Source organism: Thauera sp. WB-2, from assembly GCF_027594845.1.
Taxonomy (GTDB): Bacteria; Pseudomonadota; Gammaproteobacteria; order Burkholderiales; family Rhodocyclaceae; genus Thauera; species Thauera mechernichensis.
On the sequence record NZ_CP088935.1, the window covers coordinates 2,610,282 to 2,627,255 of the forward strand.

General features: G+C 62.5%; 18 protein-coding genes and 1 pseudogene. 10 read left to right on the forward strand and 9 right to left on the reverse strand.

Annotated elements, in window-relative coordinates; genetic code table 11:
* Window positions 1-10 precede the first annotated feature (10 nt).
* A complete protein-coding gene (locus LQF09_RS11950) occupies window positions 11-658 on the reverse strand; it encodes a retropepsin-like aspartic protease family protein (protein ID WP_270068043.1) in 648 nt (215 codons plus the stop codon).
* Between the two features lie 128 nt (window positions 659-786).
* Here LQF09_RS11950 and LQF09_RS11955 point away from each other — a divergent pair, with 128 nt between their 5' ends.
* From LQF09_RS11955 to LQF09_RS11990, 8 genes and pseudogenes are all read left to right on the forward strand, one after another.
* Window positions 787-1,260, forward strand: a complete 474-nt coding sequence (locus tag LQF09_RS11955; protein WP_270068044.1) for a GspH/FimT family pseudopilin — start codon at window positions 787-789, stop codon at window positions 1,258-1,260.
* Between the two features lie 2 nt (window positions 1,261-1,262).
* On the forward strand, window positions 1,263-1,730 hold the full coding sequence (gene pilV / locus LQF09_RS11960) for a type IV pilus modification protein PilV (protein ID WP_270068045.1): 468 nt from the start codon (window positions 1,263-1,265) through the stop codon (window positions 1,728-1,730).
* Complete coding sequence (locus tag LQF09_RS11965) at window positions 1,730-2,749, forward strand: PilW family protein (RefSeq protein ID WP_270068046.1); 1,020 nt, start codon at window positions 1,730-1,732, stop codon at window positions 2,747-2,749. The genes pilV and LQF09_RS11965 overlap by 1 nt, the downstream gene beginning before the upstream one ends.
* Window positions 2,746-3,330, forward strand: coding sequence for a pilus assembly PilX family protein (locus LQF09_RS11970; protein ID WP_270068047.1), 585 nt, complete (start codon window positions 2,746-2,748; stop codon window positions 3,328-3,330). The genes LQF09_RS11965 and LQF09_RS11970 overlap by 4 nt, the downstream gene beginning before the upstream one ends.
* Before the next feature lie 14 nt (window positions 3,331-3,344).
* Window positions 3,345-6,569 carry a pilus assembly protein gene (locus LQF09_RS11975; protein WP_270068048.1) on the forward strand — a complete coding sequence of 1,075 codons (3,225 nt, stop codon included), beginning with the start codon at window positions 3,345-3,347 and terminating at the stop codon, window positions 6,567-6,569.
* Window positions 6,570-6,606: 37 nt separating this feature from the next.
* Window positions 6,607-6,930, forward strand: coding sequence for a hypothetical protein (locus tag LQF09_RS11980; RefSeq protein ID WP_270068049.1), 324 nt, complete (start codon window positions 6,607-6,609; stop codon window positions 6,928-6,930).
* Window positions 6,927-7,394, forward strand: a complete 468-nt coding sequence (locus tag LQF09_RS11985; protein ID WP_270068050.1) for a type IV pilin protein — start codon at window positions 6,927-6,929, stop codon at window positions 7,392-7,394. Before LQF09_RS11980 ends, LQF09_RS11985 begins: the two co-directional genes overlap by 4 nt.
* A gap of 120 nt (window positions 7,395-7,514) precedes the next feature.
* Window positions 7,515-8,606 (forward strand): annotated as a pseudogene (locus tag LQF09_RS11990) (IS5 family transposase).
* Between the two features lie 179 nt (window positions 8,607-8,785).
* Here LQF09_RS11990 and LQF09_RS11995 read toward each other — a convergent pair.
* The 7 genes from LQF09_RS11995 to LQF09_RS12025 form a co-directional block, all read right to left on the reverse strand.
* On the reverse strand, window positions 8,786-8,986 hold the full coding sequence (locus tag LQF09_RS11995) for a YjfB family protein (protein ID WP_270068051.1): 201 nt from the start codon (window positions 8,984-8,986) through the stop codon (window positions 8,786-8,788).
* Between the two features lie 180 nt (window positions 8,987-9,166).
* The gene (locus LQF09_RS12000; protein WP_002927353.1) at window positions 9,167-9,652 is read right to left on the reverse strand and encodes a YajQ family cyclic di-GMP-binding protein; all 486 of its coding nucleotides are present in this window, start codon (window positions 9,650-9,652) and stop codon (window positions 9,167-9,169) included.
* Between the two features lie 18 nt (window positions 9,653-9,670).
* Window positions 9,671-9,994, reverse strand: a complete 324-nt coding sequence (ppnP, locus tag LQF09_RS12005; protein WP_270068052.1) for a pyrimidine/purine nucleoside phosphorylase — start codon at window positions 9,992-9,994, stop codon at window positions 9,671-9,673.
* Window positions 9,995-10,008: 14 nt separating this feature from the next.
* Window positions 10,009-10,239, reverse strand: a complete 231-nt coding sequence (locus LQF09_RS12010) for a DUF2788 domain-containing protein (protein ID WP_002935509.1) — start codon at window positions 10,237-10,239, stop codon at window positions 10,009-10,011.
* Window positions 10,240-10,304: 65 nt separating this feature from the next.
* Window positions 10,305-11,534, reverse strand: coding sequence for an argininosuccinate synthase (locus tag LQF09_RS12015; RefSeq protein ID WP_270068053.1), 1,230 nt, complete (start codon window positions 11,532-11,534; stop codon window positions 10,305-10,307).
* 67 nt (window positions 11,535-11,601) lie between these two features.
* Window positions 11,602-12,525 carry an ornithine carbamoyltransferase gene (gene argF, locus LQF09_RS12020; protein WP_002927364.1) on the reverse strand — a complete coding sequence of 308 codons (924 nt, stop codon included), beginning with the start codon at window positions 12,523-12,525 and terminating at the stop codon, window positions 11,602-11,604.
* 9 nt (window positions 12,526-12,534) lie between these two features.
* Window positions 12,535-13,710, reverse strand: a complete 1,176-nt coding sequence (locus LQF09_RS12025; RefSeq protein WP_270068054.1) for an aspartate aminotransferase family protein — start codon at window positions 13,708-13,710, stop codon at window positions 12,535-12,537.
* 232 nt (window positions 13,711-13,942) lie between these two features.
* Here LQF09_RS12025 and LQF09_RS12030 point away from each other — a divergent pair, with 232 nt between their 5' ends.
* Window positions 13,943-14,233, forward strand: coding sequence for a DUF3579 domain-containing protein (locus tag LQF09_RS12030; protein ID WP_002927366.1), 291 nt, complete (start codon window positions 13,943-13,945; stop codon window positions 14,231-14,233).
* 489 nt (window positions 14,234-14,722) lie between these two features.
* Here LQF09_RS12030 and rpsT read toward each other — a convergent pair whose 3' ends face one another.
* Complete coding sequence (rpsT, locus tag LQF09_RS12035) at window positions 14,723-14,989, reverse strand: 30S ribosomal protein S20 (RefSeq protein WP_002929309.1); 267 nt, start codon at window positions 14,987-14,989, stop codon at window positions 14,723-14,725.
* 286 nt (window positions 14,990-15,275) lie between these two features.
* On the opposite strand from rpsT, the gene murJ reads away from it, so the two are divergent.
* On the forward strand, window positions 15,276-16,814 hold the full coding sequence (murJ, locus tag LQF09_RS12040; protein WP_270068055.1) for a murein biosynthesis integral membrane protein MurJ: 1,539 nt from the start codon (window positions 15,276-15,278) through the stop codon (window positions 16,812-16,814).
* The last annotated feature ends 160 nt before the right edge of the window (window positions 16,815-16,974 follow it).

Consider the following 16,974-nt stretch of genomic DNA (forward strand, 5'->3'; position numbering starts at 1 on the left):
TCATAGATCGTCAATAACGCTTGCTCAGTACGAGCACACCCGCATCGCGCTCCCAGTTTAGGCGGTTCAGCAAGCTCATGCCCAAGAGCACCACCGGCAGTTCACCCTCATGTACCGCGGCCTCGACGTTGTGCACCACGATCCCGCCTAGGTCTAGCGCATCGATCCGCACTCGCCACACCTTGACTGGGCCATTGGCGGTCAGGCTCATGCCCTCCTCGCCCTGCAGGTAATCGATGCCTGCCTGGCGCGCAGCCGATCGTCCCATCGAAACCAGCGTCGCCCCGGTATCCACCACGCTGCGCTGCACCGGGGAGCCATTGAAACGCACCGACAGCCAGAAATGCCCCTGCGCATCCGCCTGCACACGCAAGGCCTCACGCACTGTGGGTGTCTGATGCACCACGCGTTCACCCAGACGCAGCTGCTCGCGCACGCCATCGAACTCCACCTGCGCCGTGTCGCCGCGTACAGCCAGCACCTTGACCCCCTCGGCCGTTTGCCGCCCCACCGCAACCGTTTGCGGACGGCCGCCATTAACCACCAGAATCGCGCGCTCCCCGATCACACCGACCAGCGCAACCTCTGCGGCCAGCGCCAGACCTGCGAACCAGGGCGCAACGAGACCACACAAAAAAACCAACAGCCGCTTCGACACACGCTCACCTTGGCCTTGAAAGATGCCCCACACTGTAACCGCGTCGGCGGATGACCGAAAGACCGCCACCAGCGACCGTTCGTCGCCCCCCGCTCCCCACCTGAAGCGAGCCAACCTACGATACGGACATGAAAAAGCCAGCCGGATTCACTCTCGTCGAATTGATGGTCACCCTTGCGGTGCTCGCGATCATGCTTTCGATTGCCGCACCGTCCTTCCTGGGCATGATGGACGACAGTCGCGCCACGACGGCCACCAACGATCTAGTCTCTGCACTGCAGCTCGCACGGTCCGAAGCTATCAAGCAGCGCCAAACGATAACAGTCTGCCGTCGGAATGCTTCCGGCTCTGACTGCGACGCAGGCACTGCTTGGGGTGCGGGCTGGCTGGTGCGCAGCCCCCAGCGAGTCCTCCAAGTGTGGGGAGCGAGCAATGCGTCGCTGACGGCGACGGTGGCCACGATCACTTTCAACGCCGGCGGGCGCGCCAGTACAGCCGTTACGTACACCGTCAAGGCAGGCAGCGGGGACAAGGCCAGTTGCCGCGAAGTCACAGTCAGCGCGACGGGACGGGTTACATCGAAAAAGCCGGAGACGTGTTGAACATGAGCACACACGATCGCAGGGCACGCACACCCAAGCACCGCCAAGACGGGCTCTCACTGCTTGAGGTGCTTGTCTCACTCGTCGTACTGGCCATCGGCCTGCTTGGGCTTGCAGGCATGCAGATCATGAGCGTGAAGAGTAACTACAGCGCCTACAGCCGGTCGCAGGCCACGCTGCTGGCCTACGACCTTGCGGATCGCGCACGGGCCTACCCGCGCAGTGCCGCAACGATCCTCGCCAATGGCAGCACCAAGACCGAGCGCACGAAGTGGGATGACCGAATCAAGGCGGAACTCGGCGCAGAGGCGCGCGGCTATGTCACCTTCGCTGGCAACCGTGCCACGATTTTTATCTACTGGGACGATTCGCGCGGCAATGTCCGCCCGAGTGAAGCCCCATCCCGAGACCCCCTCTGTTTAGAACACACGGGGTTGAATTGCTTTGTGTTTACAACGGAACTGTTGTGATGGGGATGCTCAGAATCCAGCGAGGACTCAGCCTCGTCGAACTGATGGTCGCAATGCTCATAAGTCTGATCGTCCTGGCGGGCGTGGGCCAGATCTTCCTCAGCAGTCGTGAAACGCAGCGGAGTACGCATGCTCTGTCTCAGGTACAGGAGGCAGGGCGATTCGCGTTCGATTTCATCACGGCAGATCTCAGGCAGGTTGGCTACAAGGGCAGCTGCACAGGCCCGATGAATATCCTGCTGAACGAGACAAAGGCGAGTTACATCCCGGACAGGTTTGACCTCGACAATGCTCTGCGCGGCTGGGACGACAGCAGCGGCAGCGAGTCAGCCTCGATGAAGGGGTACGTGGCTGAGACCGACGTCATCCAGATCAAGCATGCTGGGGTTCCGCCCCGATGCCCTGCAACGGGCCTGCCCGTCACGGCGACTGGCAACACCCCGGAAACTGCCGCCACAATCAGTATCGACTGCACCAGCGGGATCAAGCAGGGCTCGATCATCGTGGTGGCGGACGCCCATGGCTGCGACATCTTCCAGACCACGAGCAACGACTCCGCAAAGTCGCTTGCGCGCGGTTCAGCTGCGGGATTCAACCCCGGTAACAAGGGTGGTAATGCCAGCTTCAGCCATCCATATGGCACAGACATGGAAATTCTTCTGTTCCAGAGCGCAACCTACTACATCGGGCGCGACCCGACCACAAACGAGCCTGGGCTGCGGATGATACGGTTCAATGAAGGGAATGACGTGGATGGCACGGCAATCATTGAGGAAGAGCTCGTACGCGGGATCCGAAGCATGCAGATCACCTACGGCATCGACAATGATGGTGACCGATCGATCGACGACTTCGTTGTGGCAAGCGCCGTGTCGAATTGGAATGCCGTCCTTGCTGTAAGAGTCGAATTGATAGCCCAAAGCACGGACGCGATAGACACCGCGGACGGCAAGGGAACTCGCGAGCGCCTGGAGCAGACCTTCTCGACCACGATCGCGCTTAGGAATCGCTTGCCATGATCAAGAATGAAAGATTGCGCGGCCGTGAACGGGGTGCCGTTCTCGTTGTCTCACTGATCTTGCTGCTCGTCCTCACCTTGTTCGGATTGAACAGCATGCGTGAAACGACAATGGAGGAGCGTATGGCCGGCAACTGGCGTGACCAGAATTACGCATTGCAGAGCGCCGAAGCTGCCCTCCGGGCCGGCGAGAATTTCCTCAGGCCACGTACGCTTCTCCCGGCTACTGGGGTCTACCCGGGCGGCTGCAGCCCTACCGCTTGCGAAGTGTTCAAGCACCGTCGGCTTGCGGGTGATGCCACCGTTCCGGACGCTACGGCGGACCTGCTCGCCAACAGCGCAACCAGCCGCAATCGCTGGCGGGATGCCTCAACCGTATACGCAGGCACCCTGCCCGGCGTCGCTACACCCCCTCGCTACCTGATCGAACACCGGGATTACGTTCGTGACCACCTCGTCACCGGCTTCGGCACCAGCCATGAGACCGGACGCGACCAGTACCAGGTCACCGCTCGTGGCACTGGCCAGACCGACGAAAGCGAAGTGATCCTGCAAAGCGCCTATTCCAAGCGCTTCAACTGAGGACGAGAGCCATCATGAGCAAGCCCCGTTCCCTTATGCGTGCATCTGCCCTTACGGTTGCTGCATGCGGCCTACTGCCCGCTGGCGCCAACGCCACCCCGAGCAATCTCGCCCTCGCGGACACCCCGCTCGTGGTATCAACCTCGGTACCCCCGAACGTCATGCTGGTGGTCGACAATTCGGGGAGTATGGAGGAAGTGATCTGGGCGCCTGGCTACGATCCAAACGTCACTTACCCAACCGCAAGCTTCATATTCTCCGGCGATGGCCGAGCTTACACCCTCAGTGCAACCTCGACCTATTTCTACGAGAGCTTTGGACGCGGAAGCTGCAGCAGCGGTTTTCGTGAGTTTCGGACCAACTCGGGTGCGGTGCGCTGCTTCAAGCTGCCGGTACCCAACGGCGCCTCCAACACGCGGTACAACGGAAACTATCTGCGCTACCTCATCGCCAATCATGCAAGCGGCGACCTGACGAGCGTACTACCCACTGGTTTTCGCATGTCGGTCGCCCGAGACGTTGCGCGCAATCTGGTCACCGCCAACCCCGGGGTTCGCTTTGGCTTGACCCGTTTCAACTTCAGTGAAGGAGGTACCGTCGTCGCAAACTGCGGTGCGACCACCACCACCTTGAACGCGCAGATCGATGCACTGGTAGCCAGCACCTGGACCCCGCTTGCCGAAACCCTGTACGAGGTCACACGCTATTTCCGCGGCATGTCGAGCTACTACAACACCGGCACCTATACGAGCCCGATCCAGTATCGCTGCCAGAAGAACTTTGCGATCGTCATCACTGACGGTCTCCCGACCAATGACATGAACTTCCCGGCCGATGACCCGGACGACGTAGCCGATACGTCTCGCAGTTTGCCGAACTGGGACAACCTCGATCCAGCAACAGGTACAAGTCCGCCTTTCCCGAAACACTCGGACGGATTCAAGACGGGCAGTCAGGCGAGTGAGGGCTATTCCCTTTACCTGGACGACATCGCCAAGTTCGCCTCGGATATCGACATGCGGAAAGGCGGTACGGACCTCGTAGGCGGCAGCTTCGATGACCCCCGCTTTCCGGAACAGAACCTGAGCACCTACACCGTTGGCTTCACGGTGGCCAACCAGATGCTGCAGGATGCCGCCGAGTACGGACAGGGCAAATACTACACGGCCAATAACGCCGAAGAACTCAACGAAGCGCTGCAGCGCGCCCTGCAGGACATCTACAGCCGGACGACATCGTCGAGCAGCGCCGCCGCAAACGCCGGGTTTGTAAGTGAGGGCACCCGCATCTATCAAGCCCGCTTCCGTCCTGAGCAGTGGGCCGGCATGCTGCTTGCTTTTGCAGTCGATGGCAGCCCGACCAGCCCAACTTACGGCCAGATCGTGCGTAGCGGAGCCTATACCGACGGCGCGATCTGGGATGCGGCGGAGCTCATTCCGGGACCGGCCTCCCGCCGGATCTTCACCCGCGGGACTGCTGGAATCCCATTCGACTGGGCCAACTTTTCCGCCGGTTTGGGTGGAGAACAGGAGCTATATTTCGATAATTCCCGGGATAAGTTCGACTTCCTACGCGGCACAGAGAATGCCGCGTTCCGCAAGCGCAGTACGCCACTGGGCGATATCGTGAGTTCCGCCCCCGTTTATGTCGGCCCGCCCAATGCACGCTATCCGGACTCGCTCGAGAGTGCCCCCTACTCCGCTTTCAAGACAACGTACAAGGATCGCGCGTCGATGATCTATGTCGGCGCAAATGATGGGATGCTCCACGGCTTCAGCGCCGCGAATGGCGTTGAACAGATGGCCTACATCCCGGGGGTGTTGCTGCCTCGACTGAAGTTGCTCGCCGATCCCAGCTACAACGACGCGCACCGCTATTTCGTTGACGGCTCGCCAACCGTGGTGGATGCGTTTGCGGGTGGAAGCTGGCGGACCGTGCTCGTGGGCGGTCTCAACAAGGGGGGTCAGGGTATCTACGCACTCGACGTGACCAATCCTAACGACTTCACGGTCAGCGCAGGCAACGCGACCAAACTGTCGATGTGGGAGTTCACCGACGCCAACGATGCCGACCTCGGATTCACCTACAGCCAGCCGGCCGTAGTGAAGCTGCCGAACGGTGTGTGGGCGGCTGTCTTCGGTAACGGCTACAACAACACCTTTCCGGACGGCCGGGTGAGCACGACGGGGACAGCGGCGGCGTACATCGTGAATCTCGCTACCGGCGCGCTGATTTCCAAAATAGACCTGAATACGGGCTTGACTGCCGACCCGACAGGTGGAAACCGTCCAAACGGGCTTGCCACCTTGGCCCCGGTCGACGTGGATGGCGACTTCAAGGTCGATTTCATCTACGCCGGCGATCTTTTCGGCAACCTGTGGCGAATCAATATCAACGCGGGCACGTCAGGCGCGCTCACCACGACCTCCACTCGTATCTTCAGCGCCTGCGGCGCAAATGCGTGCTCGGCGACCAACCGCCAGCCGATCACCACTCGCCCCACGGTAGTGCGCCACCCCAACGGCAATGGGACCATGGTGTTCTTTGGTACCGGCAAGTACCTCGAGACCTCCGATCGTCTACCCAAGACCGGCGGCCTGCAGTCGTTCTACGCCATCTGGGACAAGGTCCCCACCGAGACCGACGCCACCAAGGCCTTGGTGAGCCGTTCCTCGCTGCTACGCCAGGAGATCATCGTCGAGCAGAACTTCACCTTCGTGGAGGCTGGAGTCAGCACAACCCACCCGCTGCGGGTGACGACCAACTACAAACCCGACTGGAACACTCATGGCGGCTGGTACATCGACCTGCTCAGCCCTGGCATGACAGGCGACAGCGGCGAGCGTCAGGTGACCAACGCAGTCGTTCGCAACAACCGGGTGATCTTCACCACCCTGATTCCGACCGACGACCCCTGCCGCGCAGGTGGAGACAGCTGGCTGATGGAGTTCGATGCGGTCAGCGGATCCCGGCTGCAGTTCTCGCCTTTCGACCTCAACAACGACGGCAGCTTCTCGACCAAGGATTTCGTGACGATCAAGGTCGATGGCAAGGATGTGTCGGTGCCGGTGTCCGGGCGTAAGCTCGAGGGCGGAGCCGCCGCGACACCGTCGGTGATGGGCGCGGAAGGCCAGAATGAGTTCAAGTACATCTCCACCTCGGGTGGTGTGGAGGTAATCAAGGAGAACCCCGGCACGAACGACACCGACCGCCAATCCTGGCGCCAACTTGGTCGCTGAAAACAGCGAACGCCCCACGATGCAAATGGAGTCGAACATGTCCCGATTCGCAAGCACGATCGCCTTGGCTGGCTGCCTGGCCCTTGTCCCTGGGCTGGCCGCGGCCCAGTCACCTGCGACGACGCAAACCGCCCCCGCGCTGCATGGTCGTGTCACCTATCTGGAGCCGATCTCGCGTGTGGTGGGCATAGACGAAACACGAATGCCCTACACCAGCACCGCGCGCGTACTCGGTCTTGGCCCCCAACCTGCGCCGGTGGAGGCCTTGTGGCTCGGCGTCCTCGTCGAGGCCAGGCTGTCACAGCCCACTTCGCAACAGGAAGTGCAGGCTGTCATCGAATTCAAGGTCCTGACGGAATGATCACCACCATGAAGCACAACTCACCGAAGACGAGTGCGATTGCATCGTCGACAAGAGGCTTCAGCCTCGTCGAACTCATGGTGGTCGTAGCGATCCTCGGCATCATCATGTCGATCGCGTACCCGGGCTATCAGGAATATGTCGCCAAGGCACGCAGAGTGGATGCCAATACGGCACTGCTGGAGATTGCACAGATGATGGAGCGTTTCTATACGAACAACGGCCGCTATGACAAGGATGGCACAAGGCCGGCGTTGCCGTTCTCCACTGTTCCGAAATCGGGCGGCACTGCTTATTACAACATCAGTTTTGTGCCTGGCGTTACCGGCGCAAACGTCTATCGACTTCAAGCCGTTCCAGCGGGCATCATGGCTGGCGACAAGTGCGGCACCCTGACGCTAGACAATACCGGAACACGGGGAAACTCCGGTGGCTTGACAGGATCAGAGTGCTGGCCGAAGTAACCAGGGCGAGTTTGGATCCGCCCACTTGAACACCGCTGCTAAAAGCGTGATGCAAAAGGCTGTGAACGATCCGAAAAGCCGATTGTCATAGATTATCTCCAGACTCCTTGTCCTGCAACGATGCGCGCCCAACTCGACCCCCAGTCCTCGATGTTCCACTACTTCTCGCCGGAGTCGCGTGTGCCGGCGGATCATCCGCTGCGACGGGTGAAGCGTTTGGCGGACCGTGCCCTGGGCGCAATTTCTGGGGAGTTGGACGCACTGTACTCCTCGGTCGGTCGCCCATCGATTCCGCCAGAGCGACTGCTCAAGGCGCAATTGCTGATTGCGCTGTATTCGGTTCGCTCGGACCGGCAGTTCTGCGAACAACTTGACTACAACATCCTGTTCCGTTGGTTTCTCGACATGGATCTCGAGAGCCCGACGCTGGACCAGTCGAACTTCAGCCGCCTGCGCGAACGCCTTGTCGCCACCGACGTGGCTCGACGCTTCTTCGATGAGGTCGTCAATCTGGCCCGAAAGCAGAAGCTGCTGTCCTCGGACCACTTCACCGTGGATGGGACGCTGATCGACGCCTGGGCTTCGTTCAAGAGCTTCAAGCCCAAGGATGGCACCCCGCCCAAGGACAGTGATGACGGCACCGGGATGGTCGACTTCAAGGGCGAGAAGCGCTCGAACGCCACGCATCAAAGTACGACCGATCCCGAGTCTCGGCTCATGCGCAAGGGCAAGGGCCAGCCGGCCAAGCTCAGCTATGGCGGGCATGTGCTCATGGAGAACCGCAATGGGCTGTGCGTCGACATCCTCATCACCGAATCGACCCAGGCCGAGCACCGTGCCGCGCGGCAGCTGCTCACTCGCGCACGTCGACGGCACATTCACCCCAAGACGCTCGGCGCCGACAAGGGCTATCACGTGAAGGAATTTGTCGGGCACCTGCGCGAGCACGCGGTGCGACCGCACATCGCGCGCATCAAGGATCGGAAGACGCCCGGCCTGGATGGTCGAACCACCCGAACCAAGGGTTACCAGGTCAGCCAGCGAAAGCGAAAGCGCGTCGAGGAGATCTTCGGTTGGTTGAAAACGGTCGGCGGATTGCGAAAGACCCGTTTCATCGGCTAGGCGAAGACCCAGATGGCGGCCTTCATTTCTGGTGCTGCATACAACCTGCTCCGAATCGCGAAATTGAGCGTTTCGGAGGTGAAGGCATGAGCACAGGCGCGCAAACGGACCTTCGTGGTCGCCGTTGCGGCCACGAAGACAATTCGAACGCGGTGCGAAGGCGATTCCGGAAAACGATGTCACGATGAAATTCGACCTGAACCTCAGTGCTGGCGCGGCACCGCCGGCTTTTGCATCACGCTGCTAAAAGCGGTCCCTGCGGTCGACGGTTATGCCCACGTATCGATATACCCTCCCGCCGTGCCCCCAACCGCCGGTGCCGCAGCAGGCGCGGGGATAGCCTGGATCAACTGCATCGCGCTGTTGGCCTGGATGTCGATGGCCTTCTTCAAGACCTCGACGGACACCTCCTGCTGGAGTTGTGCCTGGCTGTTAGCAGTGGCTGCGGCGGCAATGGCGCTGGCGTCCATGATCAATATCCTCTCACTGCGATAGGGCTGCGCCATTGGCGGCGCTTGTGAGGAATAACGGCCACGCCGGCCAAAACTTGAACCCGCCGCCCGCCGGCCGCTGCGTGCAGGAGAACGGTGCTCTGACGTTCCCGCGATCACGCGCCGTTTCACCGCGGAATCGATCAGCCCGAGGTGATCTCAGTCGCGAAAATTCCCGTACTGGAGCGGAAAGTCGGTGATCTGTTTCTTGACCAGCGCGATCGCCTCCTGCAGCACGTCGCGCTTGGCGCCGGAGACGCGCACGGCGTCGCCCTGGATGGCGGCCTGGACCTTCATCTTGCTGTCTTTCAGCAGCTTGACGATCTTCTTGGCGAGGTCCTGGTCGACGCCCACGCGCACCTTTACTTCCTGCTTGACCTTGTTACCCGAGACCTTCTGCACGTCGCCGTAGTCCAGGCAGCGGACGTCGACGTTCTTCTTGGTCATCTCGGGCAGCAGGATGGTCTTGATCTGGTCGAGCTGGAAGTCGCTGTCGCCATGGATGGTGAGCAGCTTGTCGGCATGCTCGATCTTGGCGCTGGTGCCCTTGAAGTCGTGGCGCCCCTCAACCTTGCGGTTGGCCTGTTCTACGGCGTTGCGCAGCGAGGGCTGGTCGACCTCGGACATGATGTCGAAAGACGGCATGACTCCCCTCCTCCGCGATCAGCCGAAATGGCAGATGTAGTGGTAGGGCTCGCCAGCGACTTCGATGTCGAAGCTGGAATTGCCCGGCACGTCGAAGGACTCGCCGGCGCCGTAGGTCTTCCAGTCCGCCTCGCCTTTCAGGCGCACGCGGCAGCTGCCAGCGACCCCTTCCATGATCTCGGGCGCGCCCGTGTTGAAGGTGAGCGTCGCCGGCAGGATGACACCGACCGACTTCTTCGTGCCGTCGGCGAGCTGGATGCCGTGGCTGACGCACTTGCCATCGAAATAGACGTTGGCCTGGGTGGTGACGGTTACGCCGTCGAAGGTGGCAGTGATGACCATGAGATACGGACTCCTTATTCGATGCCGAGCAACTTCTGGATGATGCCCTTGGCGACGAAGCCGACGAAGCCCACGCCCAGGCCAAGGAACATCCACAGCATGCCGTAGCGGCCGGCCTTGGACTCCTTGCCCAGGTTCCAGATGATGAACATCATGAACAGGATCAACCCGGTCAGGCCGATCTGGAGGGCGAGATCCTCGAACTCGGTAAAGCTGAGTCCGAGGATGAAATCGTCGTTATTCATCGCAGCGTTGTATGGGGATTGAGCTTCGCAGCACAGGGGGGCGGATCAAGCCGCCCCCTTCGGGATCAGCTGCGCTTGGCCTTGGCGTTGGCGGCGATACGCATGCGCAGCGCGTTGAGGCGGATGAAGCCGTGTGCGTCCTTCTGGTTGTAGGCACCGGCGTCGTCTTCGAAGGTGGCGATCGTCGGGTCGAACAGCGAATCGGTCTTCGAGTCGCGGCCGGTAACAATGACGTTGCCCTTGTAGAGCTTGAGGCGCACCCAGCCATTGACGGTCTGCTGGGTGTGGTCGATCAGCGCCTGGATGGCCTGACGCTCCGGGCTCCACCAGTAGCCGTTGTAGATCATGCTGGCGTAGCGCGGCATGAGGTCGTCCTTGAGGTGGGCGACTTCGCGGTCGAGCGTGATCGATTCGATGGCGCGGTGGGCACGCAGCAGGATGGTGCCGCCCGGGGTCTCGTAGCAGCCGCGGCTCTTCATGCCGACGTAGCGGTTCTCCACCAGGTCGAGGCGGCCGATGCCGTGCTTGCCGCCCAGCTCGTTGAGCTTGGCGAGCAACTCGTGCGCCCTCATGCGCGTGCCGTTGATGGCAACGAGGTCGCCCTTCTCGAATTCCAGGTCGACGTATTCGGCGGCGTCCGGTGCGGCCTCGGGCGACACCGTCCAGCGCCACATCGACTCTTCGGCCTCGGCGGCCGGGTTCTCGAGGTGACGACCCTCGAAGGAGATATGCAGCAGGTTGGCATCCATCGAGTAGGGCGAGCCACCCTGCTTGTGCTTCATCTCGATGGGAATGCCGTGCTTCTCGGCATAGGCCAGCAGCTTCTCGCGCGACAGCAGATCCCATTCGCGCCATGGCGCGATGACCTTCACGCCCGGCATCAGCGCATAGTAGCCGAGCTCGAAGCGGACCTGGTCGTTGCCCTTGCCGGTGGCGCCGTGGGAGACGGCATCGGCGCCGGTGACGCGTGCAATCTCGATCTGGCGCTTGGCGATCAGCGGGCGTGCGATCGAGGTGCCGAGCAGGTACTCGCCTTCGTAGACGGTGTTGGCGCGGAACATCGGGAAGACGAAGTCGCGCACGAACTCTTCGCGCAGGTCGTCGATGAAGATGTTCTCGGGCTTGATGCCGAACTTGAGCGCCTTGGTGCGCGCGGGCTCGAGCTCTTCGCCCTGGCCGAGGTCGGCGGTGAAGGTGACCACTTCGCACTGGTAGGTGTCCTGCAGCCACTTCAGGATGACCGAAGTGTCCAGCCCGCCCGAGTAGGCGAGCACTACTTTGTTGACGTCGCTCATGCTGTTTTCCTGTTTCCTGCTGTGTTGCCGGCACACACGCCCGTGCATGCCGTGATTGTCTCGTAGCTCAGTTCTCGATGCGGCCAAGCATCAGGTATTCCATCAGCGCCTTCTGCGCGTGCAGCCGGTTCTCGGCTTCGTCCCACACCACCGACTGCGGGCCATCGATGACCTCGGCCGTTACTTCCTCGCCGCGGTGCGCGGGCAGGCAGTGCATGAAGACGGCGTCCTTGTGGGCGACGGCCATCATGTCTGCATCGACGCACCAATCGGCAAAGGCCTTCATGCGCTCCTCGTTCTCGGCCTCGAAGCCCATCGAGGTCCACACGTCGGTGGTCACCAGGTCGGCACCGCGGCAGGCGTCCATCGGGTCGGCGAACTGCTCGAAGTGATCGGTACCGTAGAGACCCGCGCGCTCGGGCTCGACCTCGTAGCCCGGCGGCGTCGACACATGCACGTTGAAATCCAGCACCTCGGCCGCCTGCAGCCAGGTATTGCACATGTTGTTGCTGTCACCGATCCAGGCCACCGTCTTGCCCTGGATGGAGCCGCGATGCTCGATGAAGGTGAAGATGTCGGCGAGGATCTGGCAGGGGTGGTATTCGTTGGTGAGGCCGTTGATGACCGGCACCCGCGAGTTGGCGGCAAAGCGCTCGACGATGTCCTGCTCGAATGTGCGGATCATCACGATATCGCTCATGCGCGAGATGACCTGGCCGGCATCCTCCACCGGCTCACCGCGGCCGAGCTGCGAGTCACGCGTATTCAGATAGATGGCCGAGCCGCCGAGCTGGTGCATGCCAGCCTCGAACGACAGCCGGGTGCGGGTGCTGGCCTTCTCGAAGATCATTACCAGCGTGCGGTCGAACAGCGGATGGTAGGGCTCGTAGCGCTTGAACTTATCCTTGATCCACTTGGCACGCGCGAACACGTAGTCATACTCTTCGCGGGTGAAGTCCTTGAACTGCAGATAGTGCTTGATTGAAGTCATAGGCAATCCTCAGCCGTTCGCGAGGAAGTCGCGAATCATCGGCGCCAGCATGGCCACCAGCGTCTGGGCGTCGGCAGCGGTGAAGGTGAGCGCGGGCAGCAGGCGCACCACGCGTTCGGAGGTGACCGACAGCAGCAGCCCCTGCTCGGCGGCACGCGCCATGAGCGCGCCGCAGGGGCGGTCGAGTTCGATGCCGATCATCAGGCCGCGGCCGCGGATATCGACGATGCCAGCCACGCCCTCGAGCGCCTCGGCCATACCCTTGCGGATCGCATCGCCCACGGCAACGGCGTTGTCCATTAGCTTGTCGTCGACAATGGCGCCGAAGGTCGCCAGAGCCGCCGCGCAGGCGAGCGGGTTGCCGCCGAAGGTGGAGCCGTGGTTGCCAGGCCCGAACAGCCCCTTCGCCTTGCCCGCTGTGACGCAGGCGCCGATCGGCACGCCGGAGGCCAGGCCCTTTGCCAGGGTCATGACGTCGGGCATGGTGCCGGCGTGCTGCCAGCCGAACCATTTGCCCGTACGGCCCATGCCGCACTGGACCTCGTCGCAGATGAGCAACCAGCCCATGTCGTCGCACAGGGCGCGCAGTTCGCGCTGGAAGGCCTCGTCGGCCACGTTGACGCCGCCCTCGCCCTGGATCATCTCGAGCATCACGGCGACAACCGCATGGTTGTGCTCGCCAACCTTGCGGATGGCCTCGATGTCCTTGTAGGGCACACGGATGAAGCCCTGTACCAGCGGCTCGAAACCGGCCTGCGCCTTGCGGTTGCCGGTCGCCGACAGCGTGGCCATGGTGCGGCCGTGGAAGGCCTGCTCCATGACGATGATGTGCGGCAGCTCGACACCCTTGTTGTGCCCGTACATGCGCGCGAGCTTGATCGCAGCCTCATTGGCCTCGCAGCCCGAATTGCAGAAGAAGACTTCGTCCATGCCGGACGTCTCGGCAATGCGGTCGGCGAGTTCGTCCTGCAGCGGGATGCCGTACAGGTTGGAAGTGTGCAGCACGCGCCCGGCCTGGTCGGCAATGGCCTTGACGAGTCGCGGATGGTTGTGACCGAGGGTATTGACGGCGATGCCGGAGAGGGCATCGAGATAGCGCTTGCCAGTCTCGTCGTAGAGCCAAACACCCTCGCCGTGGGAGAAGGCCACCGGCAGGCGGGCGTAGGTGTTCATGACATGGGACATGGGATACCTCGAGTTCGACGAAGCCAGAAAACGCACACGGCGGCCAACGCCGCCGTGCAGGAATAGCGCTGAATATTAAGCCAAAACCCGGCACGCTGTACATAAGCCCCATGGCGCGCCAGCACACGCCGAAAAGCGCAACTGCGGTTTTCTGCTAGAATGCCGCCCGTCCTGATTCCGGCATCAAAGAACCGCAACAGCGACGCCCCCCGAAGCCGCCAAGGCATCACACATGAACCAGAAGATCGAAAACTTCATCATTGTCGGGGTCACGAGGGAGGGGAAGAAATTCCGTCCGAGCGACTGGGCAGACCGCCTGTGCGGCGTGATGTCGGCCTTTGGCGCCGACCATCGCATGACCTACTCCCCTTATGTGCGCCCCGGTTGCACACTCAAGGGTGACAAGACCGTCCTTGTCGACGCTCGCCTCTACGACGTCGAGCCGCTGGCCTACAAGTTCATGGTTAACTTCGCCAACGACAACAACCTGCAGATCGAGTGGATGGGCGATACGCCCCTGTAAACACACGCCAGAGAGACAGGCGGACCGCAGGAACAAGCGCGGAGCACGCCTTCACTTTCACTGCGGGAGCGGCGCCAGCCGCGAGCTTCTTGCCTTCGGGCGACATCGCCTTCAACACCTCGCGGCTTGCGCCGCTCCTACGGGGAGCCGCCATGCGATGGGCGCGCTGTAGGAGCGGCGCCAGCCGCGAACTTCCTGCCTCAGGGCGGCATCGCCTTCAACACCTCGCGGCTTGCGCCGCTCCTACGGGGAGCCGCCATGCGATGGGCGCGCTGTAGGAGCGGCGCCAGCCGCGAGCTTTTCGTCGGCTCATCCCAGCGCTATCGCATTCAAACCCTCGCGGCTGGCGCCGCTCCGACATCAGCACCGCCCACGTTGGGACACAGCTCTGCATAGACGCCCGCATCTTCAACCCAGGCAGCTAACAAAAAAGCGACCCGCAGGTCGCTTTTTCAGTCTCGGCACCTAGGCGCCGGCATACTTCAAGAATCAGACAGCCATTGCCTTAACGGCGGCCGAAAGACGGCTCTTGTGGCGAGCAGCCTTGTTCTTGTGAATGATGTTCTTGTCAGCGATGCTGTCGATGGTGCTCATCGAGGTGCGAAAGACCGACTGAGCCGCCGCCTTGTCGCCACCCACGATGGCCTTGCGCACGGCCTTGATCGCGGTACGCAGGCGGGAACGAAGGCTGCCGTTATGGGCGCGTGCCTTGGTCGCCTGACGGGCGCGCTTGCGAGCTTGTGCCGAGTTGGCCATAAATGTGAATTCCGTGTTGGTGGTTCTAGAAAAGTCCGCGATTATATTGAGCCACGCGGACTAATGCAATAGGCAACCGCATTAATGTAGAACTGCTGTTCAGGCGGCGAGGCATCCATCGCGTGCGCAAGCTCGTCCGCCGCCATAACCGGGCACCCGCCTTCGCCCCCTCGCCTGCATCGGCAGCCGTGCAATCACGATGACGGCAACGGATTGGCGGCACAGCCGGTTATGATGCGCGCCTTGCGTCGCCTCCCGAACTGCAACCTGCACTGCCCCGCACCTCATGAACCTCCTGCGCGCCCTCGCCACCGTCAGCGGCATGACCCTGCTGTCCCGCATCCTCGGCTTCGTGCGCGACCTCGTCATCGCCCGCGCCTTCGGCGCCGGCATGGCCACCGACGCCTTCTTCGTCGCCTTCCGCCTGCCCAACCTGCTGCGGCGAATGTTCGCCGAAGGGGCGTTCTCCCAGGCCTTCGTGCCGATCCTCGCTGAATACAAGAACCGCCAGGGCGAGGCGGCAACCCACACCCTGGTCAACCGCGTCGCAACACTGCTCGGGCTGATCGTGGCGGTCGTGGCGGCACTCGGCGCACTGGCGGCACCGCTCATCATCTACGTGTCGGCACCGGGTTTCTCGGGTGACCCGGGCAAATTCGAGCTCACAGTCGAGCTCACCCGCATCACCTTCCCCTACATCTTCTTCATGTCCCTGGTGGCGCTGGCGGGCGGCGTCCTCAACACCTGGAGCCGCTTTTCCATCCCGGCATTCACACCGGTCCTGCTCAACCTCGCCTTCATCGGCATGGCTCTGTTCGCCGTGCCCTACTTCGACCCGCCGGTGCTGGCGCTGGCGTGGGCGGTGTTCATCGGCGGGCTGTTGCAGCTGATCCTGCAGATCCGTCCGCTGATGAAGATCGGCATGCTGCCACGCTTCGACCTGGACATGTCCGACCCTGGCGTGCGCCGCGTCATGAAACTGATGGCGCCCGCCATCCTGGGCGTGTCGGTAAGCCAGATCTCCCTGCTGATCAACACCATCTTCGCCTCATTCCTGGAGAGCGGCAGCGTGTCCTGGCTGTACTACGCCGACCGCCTGATGGAGTTTCCCGCCGGCCTGCTGGGCGTGGCGCTGGGGACGATCCTGCTGCCCAGCCTGTCCAAGCTGCATGCCGACGACAAGGGCGAGGAGTTCTCCTCGCTGCTCGACTGGGGCCTGCGCCTGACCCTGTTGCTGACTCTGCCCGCGGCCCTGGGCCTGGCGCTGCTGGCGGTGCCGCTGGTGGCGACCCTGTTCAACTACGGAGCCTTCTCGGCAACCGACGTGATGCAGACGCGCAGCGCGCTGGTCGCCTACAGCATCGGCTTGACCGGCCTGATTCTGGTGAAGGTGCTGGCGCCGGGCTTCTACGCCCGCCAGGACATCCGCACCCCGGTGAAGATCGCCCTCATCACGCTATGCGCCACCCAGCTGATGAACCTGGCCTTCGTCTTCCCATTGCGCCATGCCGGGCTGGCGCTGGCGATCGGGCTGGCATCCTGCCTCAACGCGGCTTTGCTTTACCGCGGCCTGCGCAAGCGCGCCATCTACACGCCGCAAGCCGGCTGGGGGATATTCGCACTGAAGCTGCTGGCGGCCCTGGCGGTAATGGGAGGGGTGCTGTGGTTTGCGGGCGGTCCGGCGACGCTGTGGCTCGAGATCGGCGGCCTTGAGCGTGCCGGGCGGCTTGGCGTGGTCGTGGTTGCGGGCGCTGCGGCCTACTTCGCCACGCTGTTCGCGCTCGGTTTCCGGCCGCGCGACTTCCGCCGCCGCGGCGCAGCCTGAAGGTAAAGGCTCGCGGCGGGCGCTGCTCCTGCAGCCCCCCCCAACGCGCCCCCCCGGTAGGAGCGGCGCCAGCCGCGAGCTTTTATGCGCCCCGTCGCCTTCAACCCCTCGCGGCTCGCGCCGCTCCTACAGCCCCCTCACAGCGCGCGTCACCCCCGGT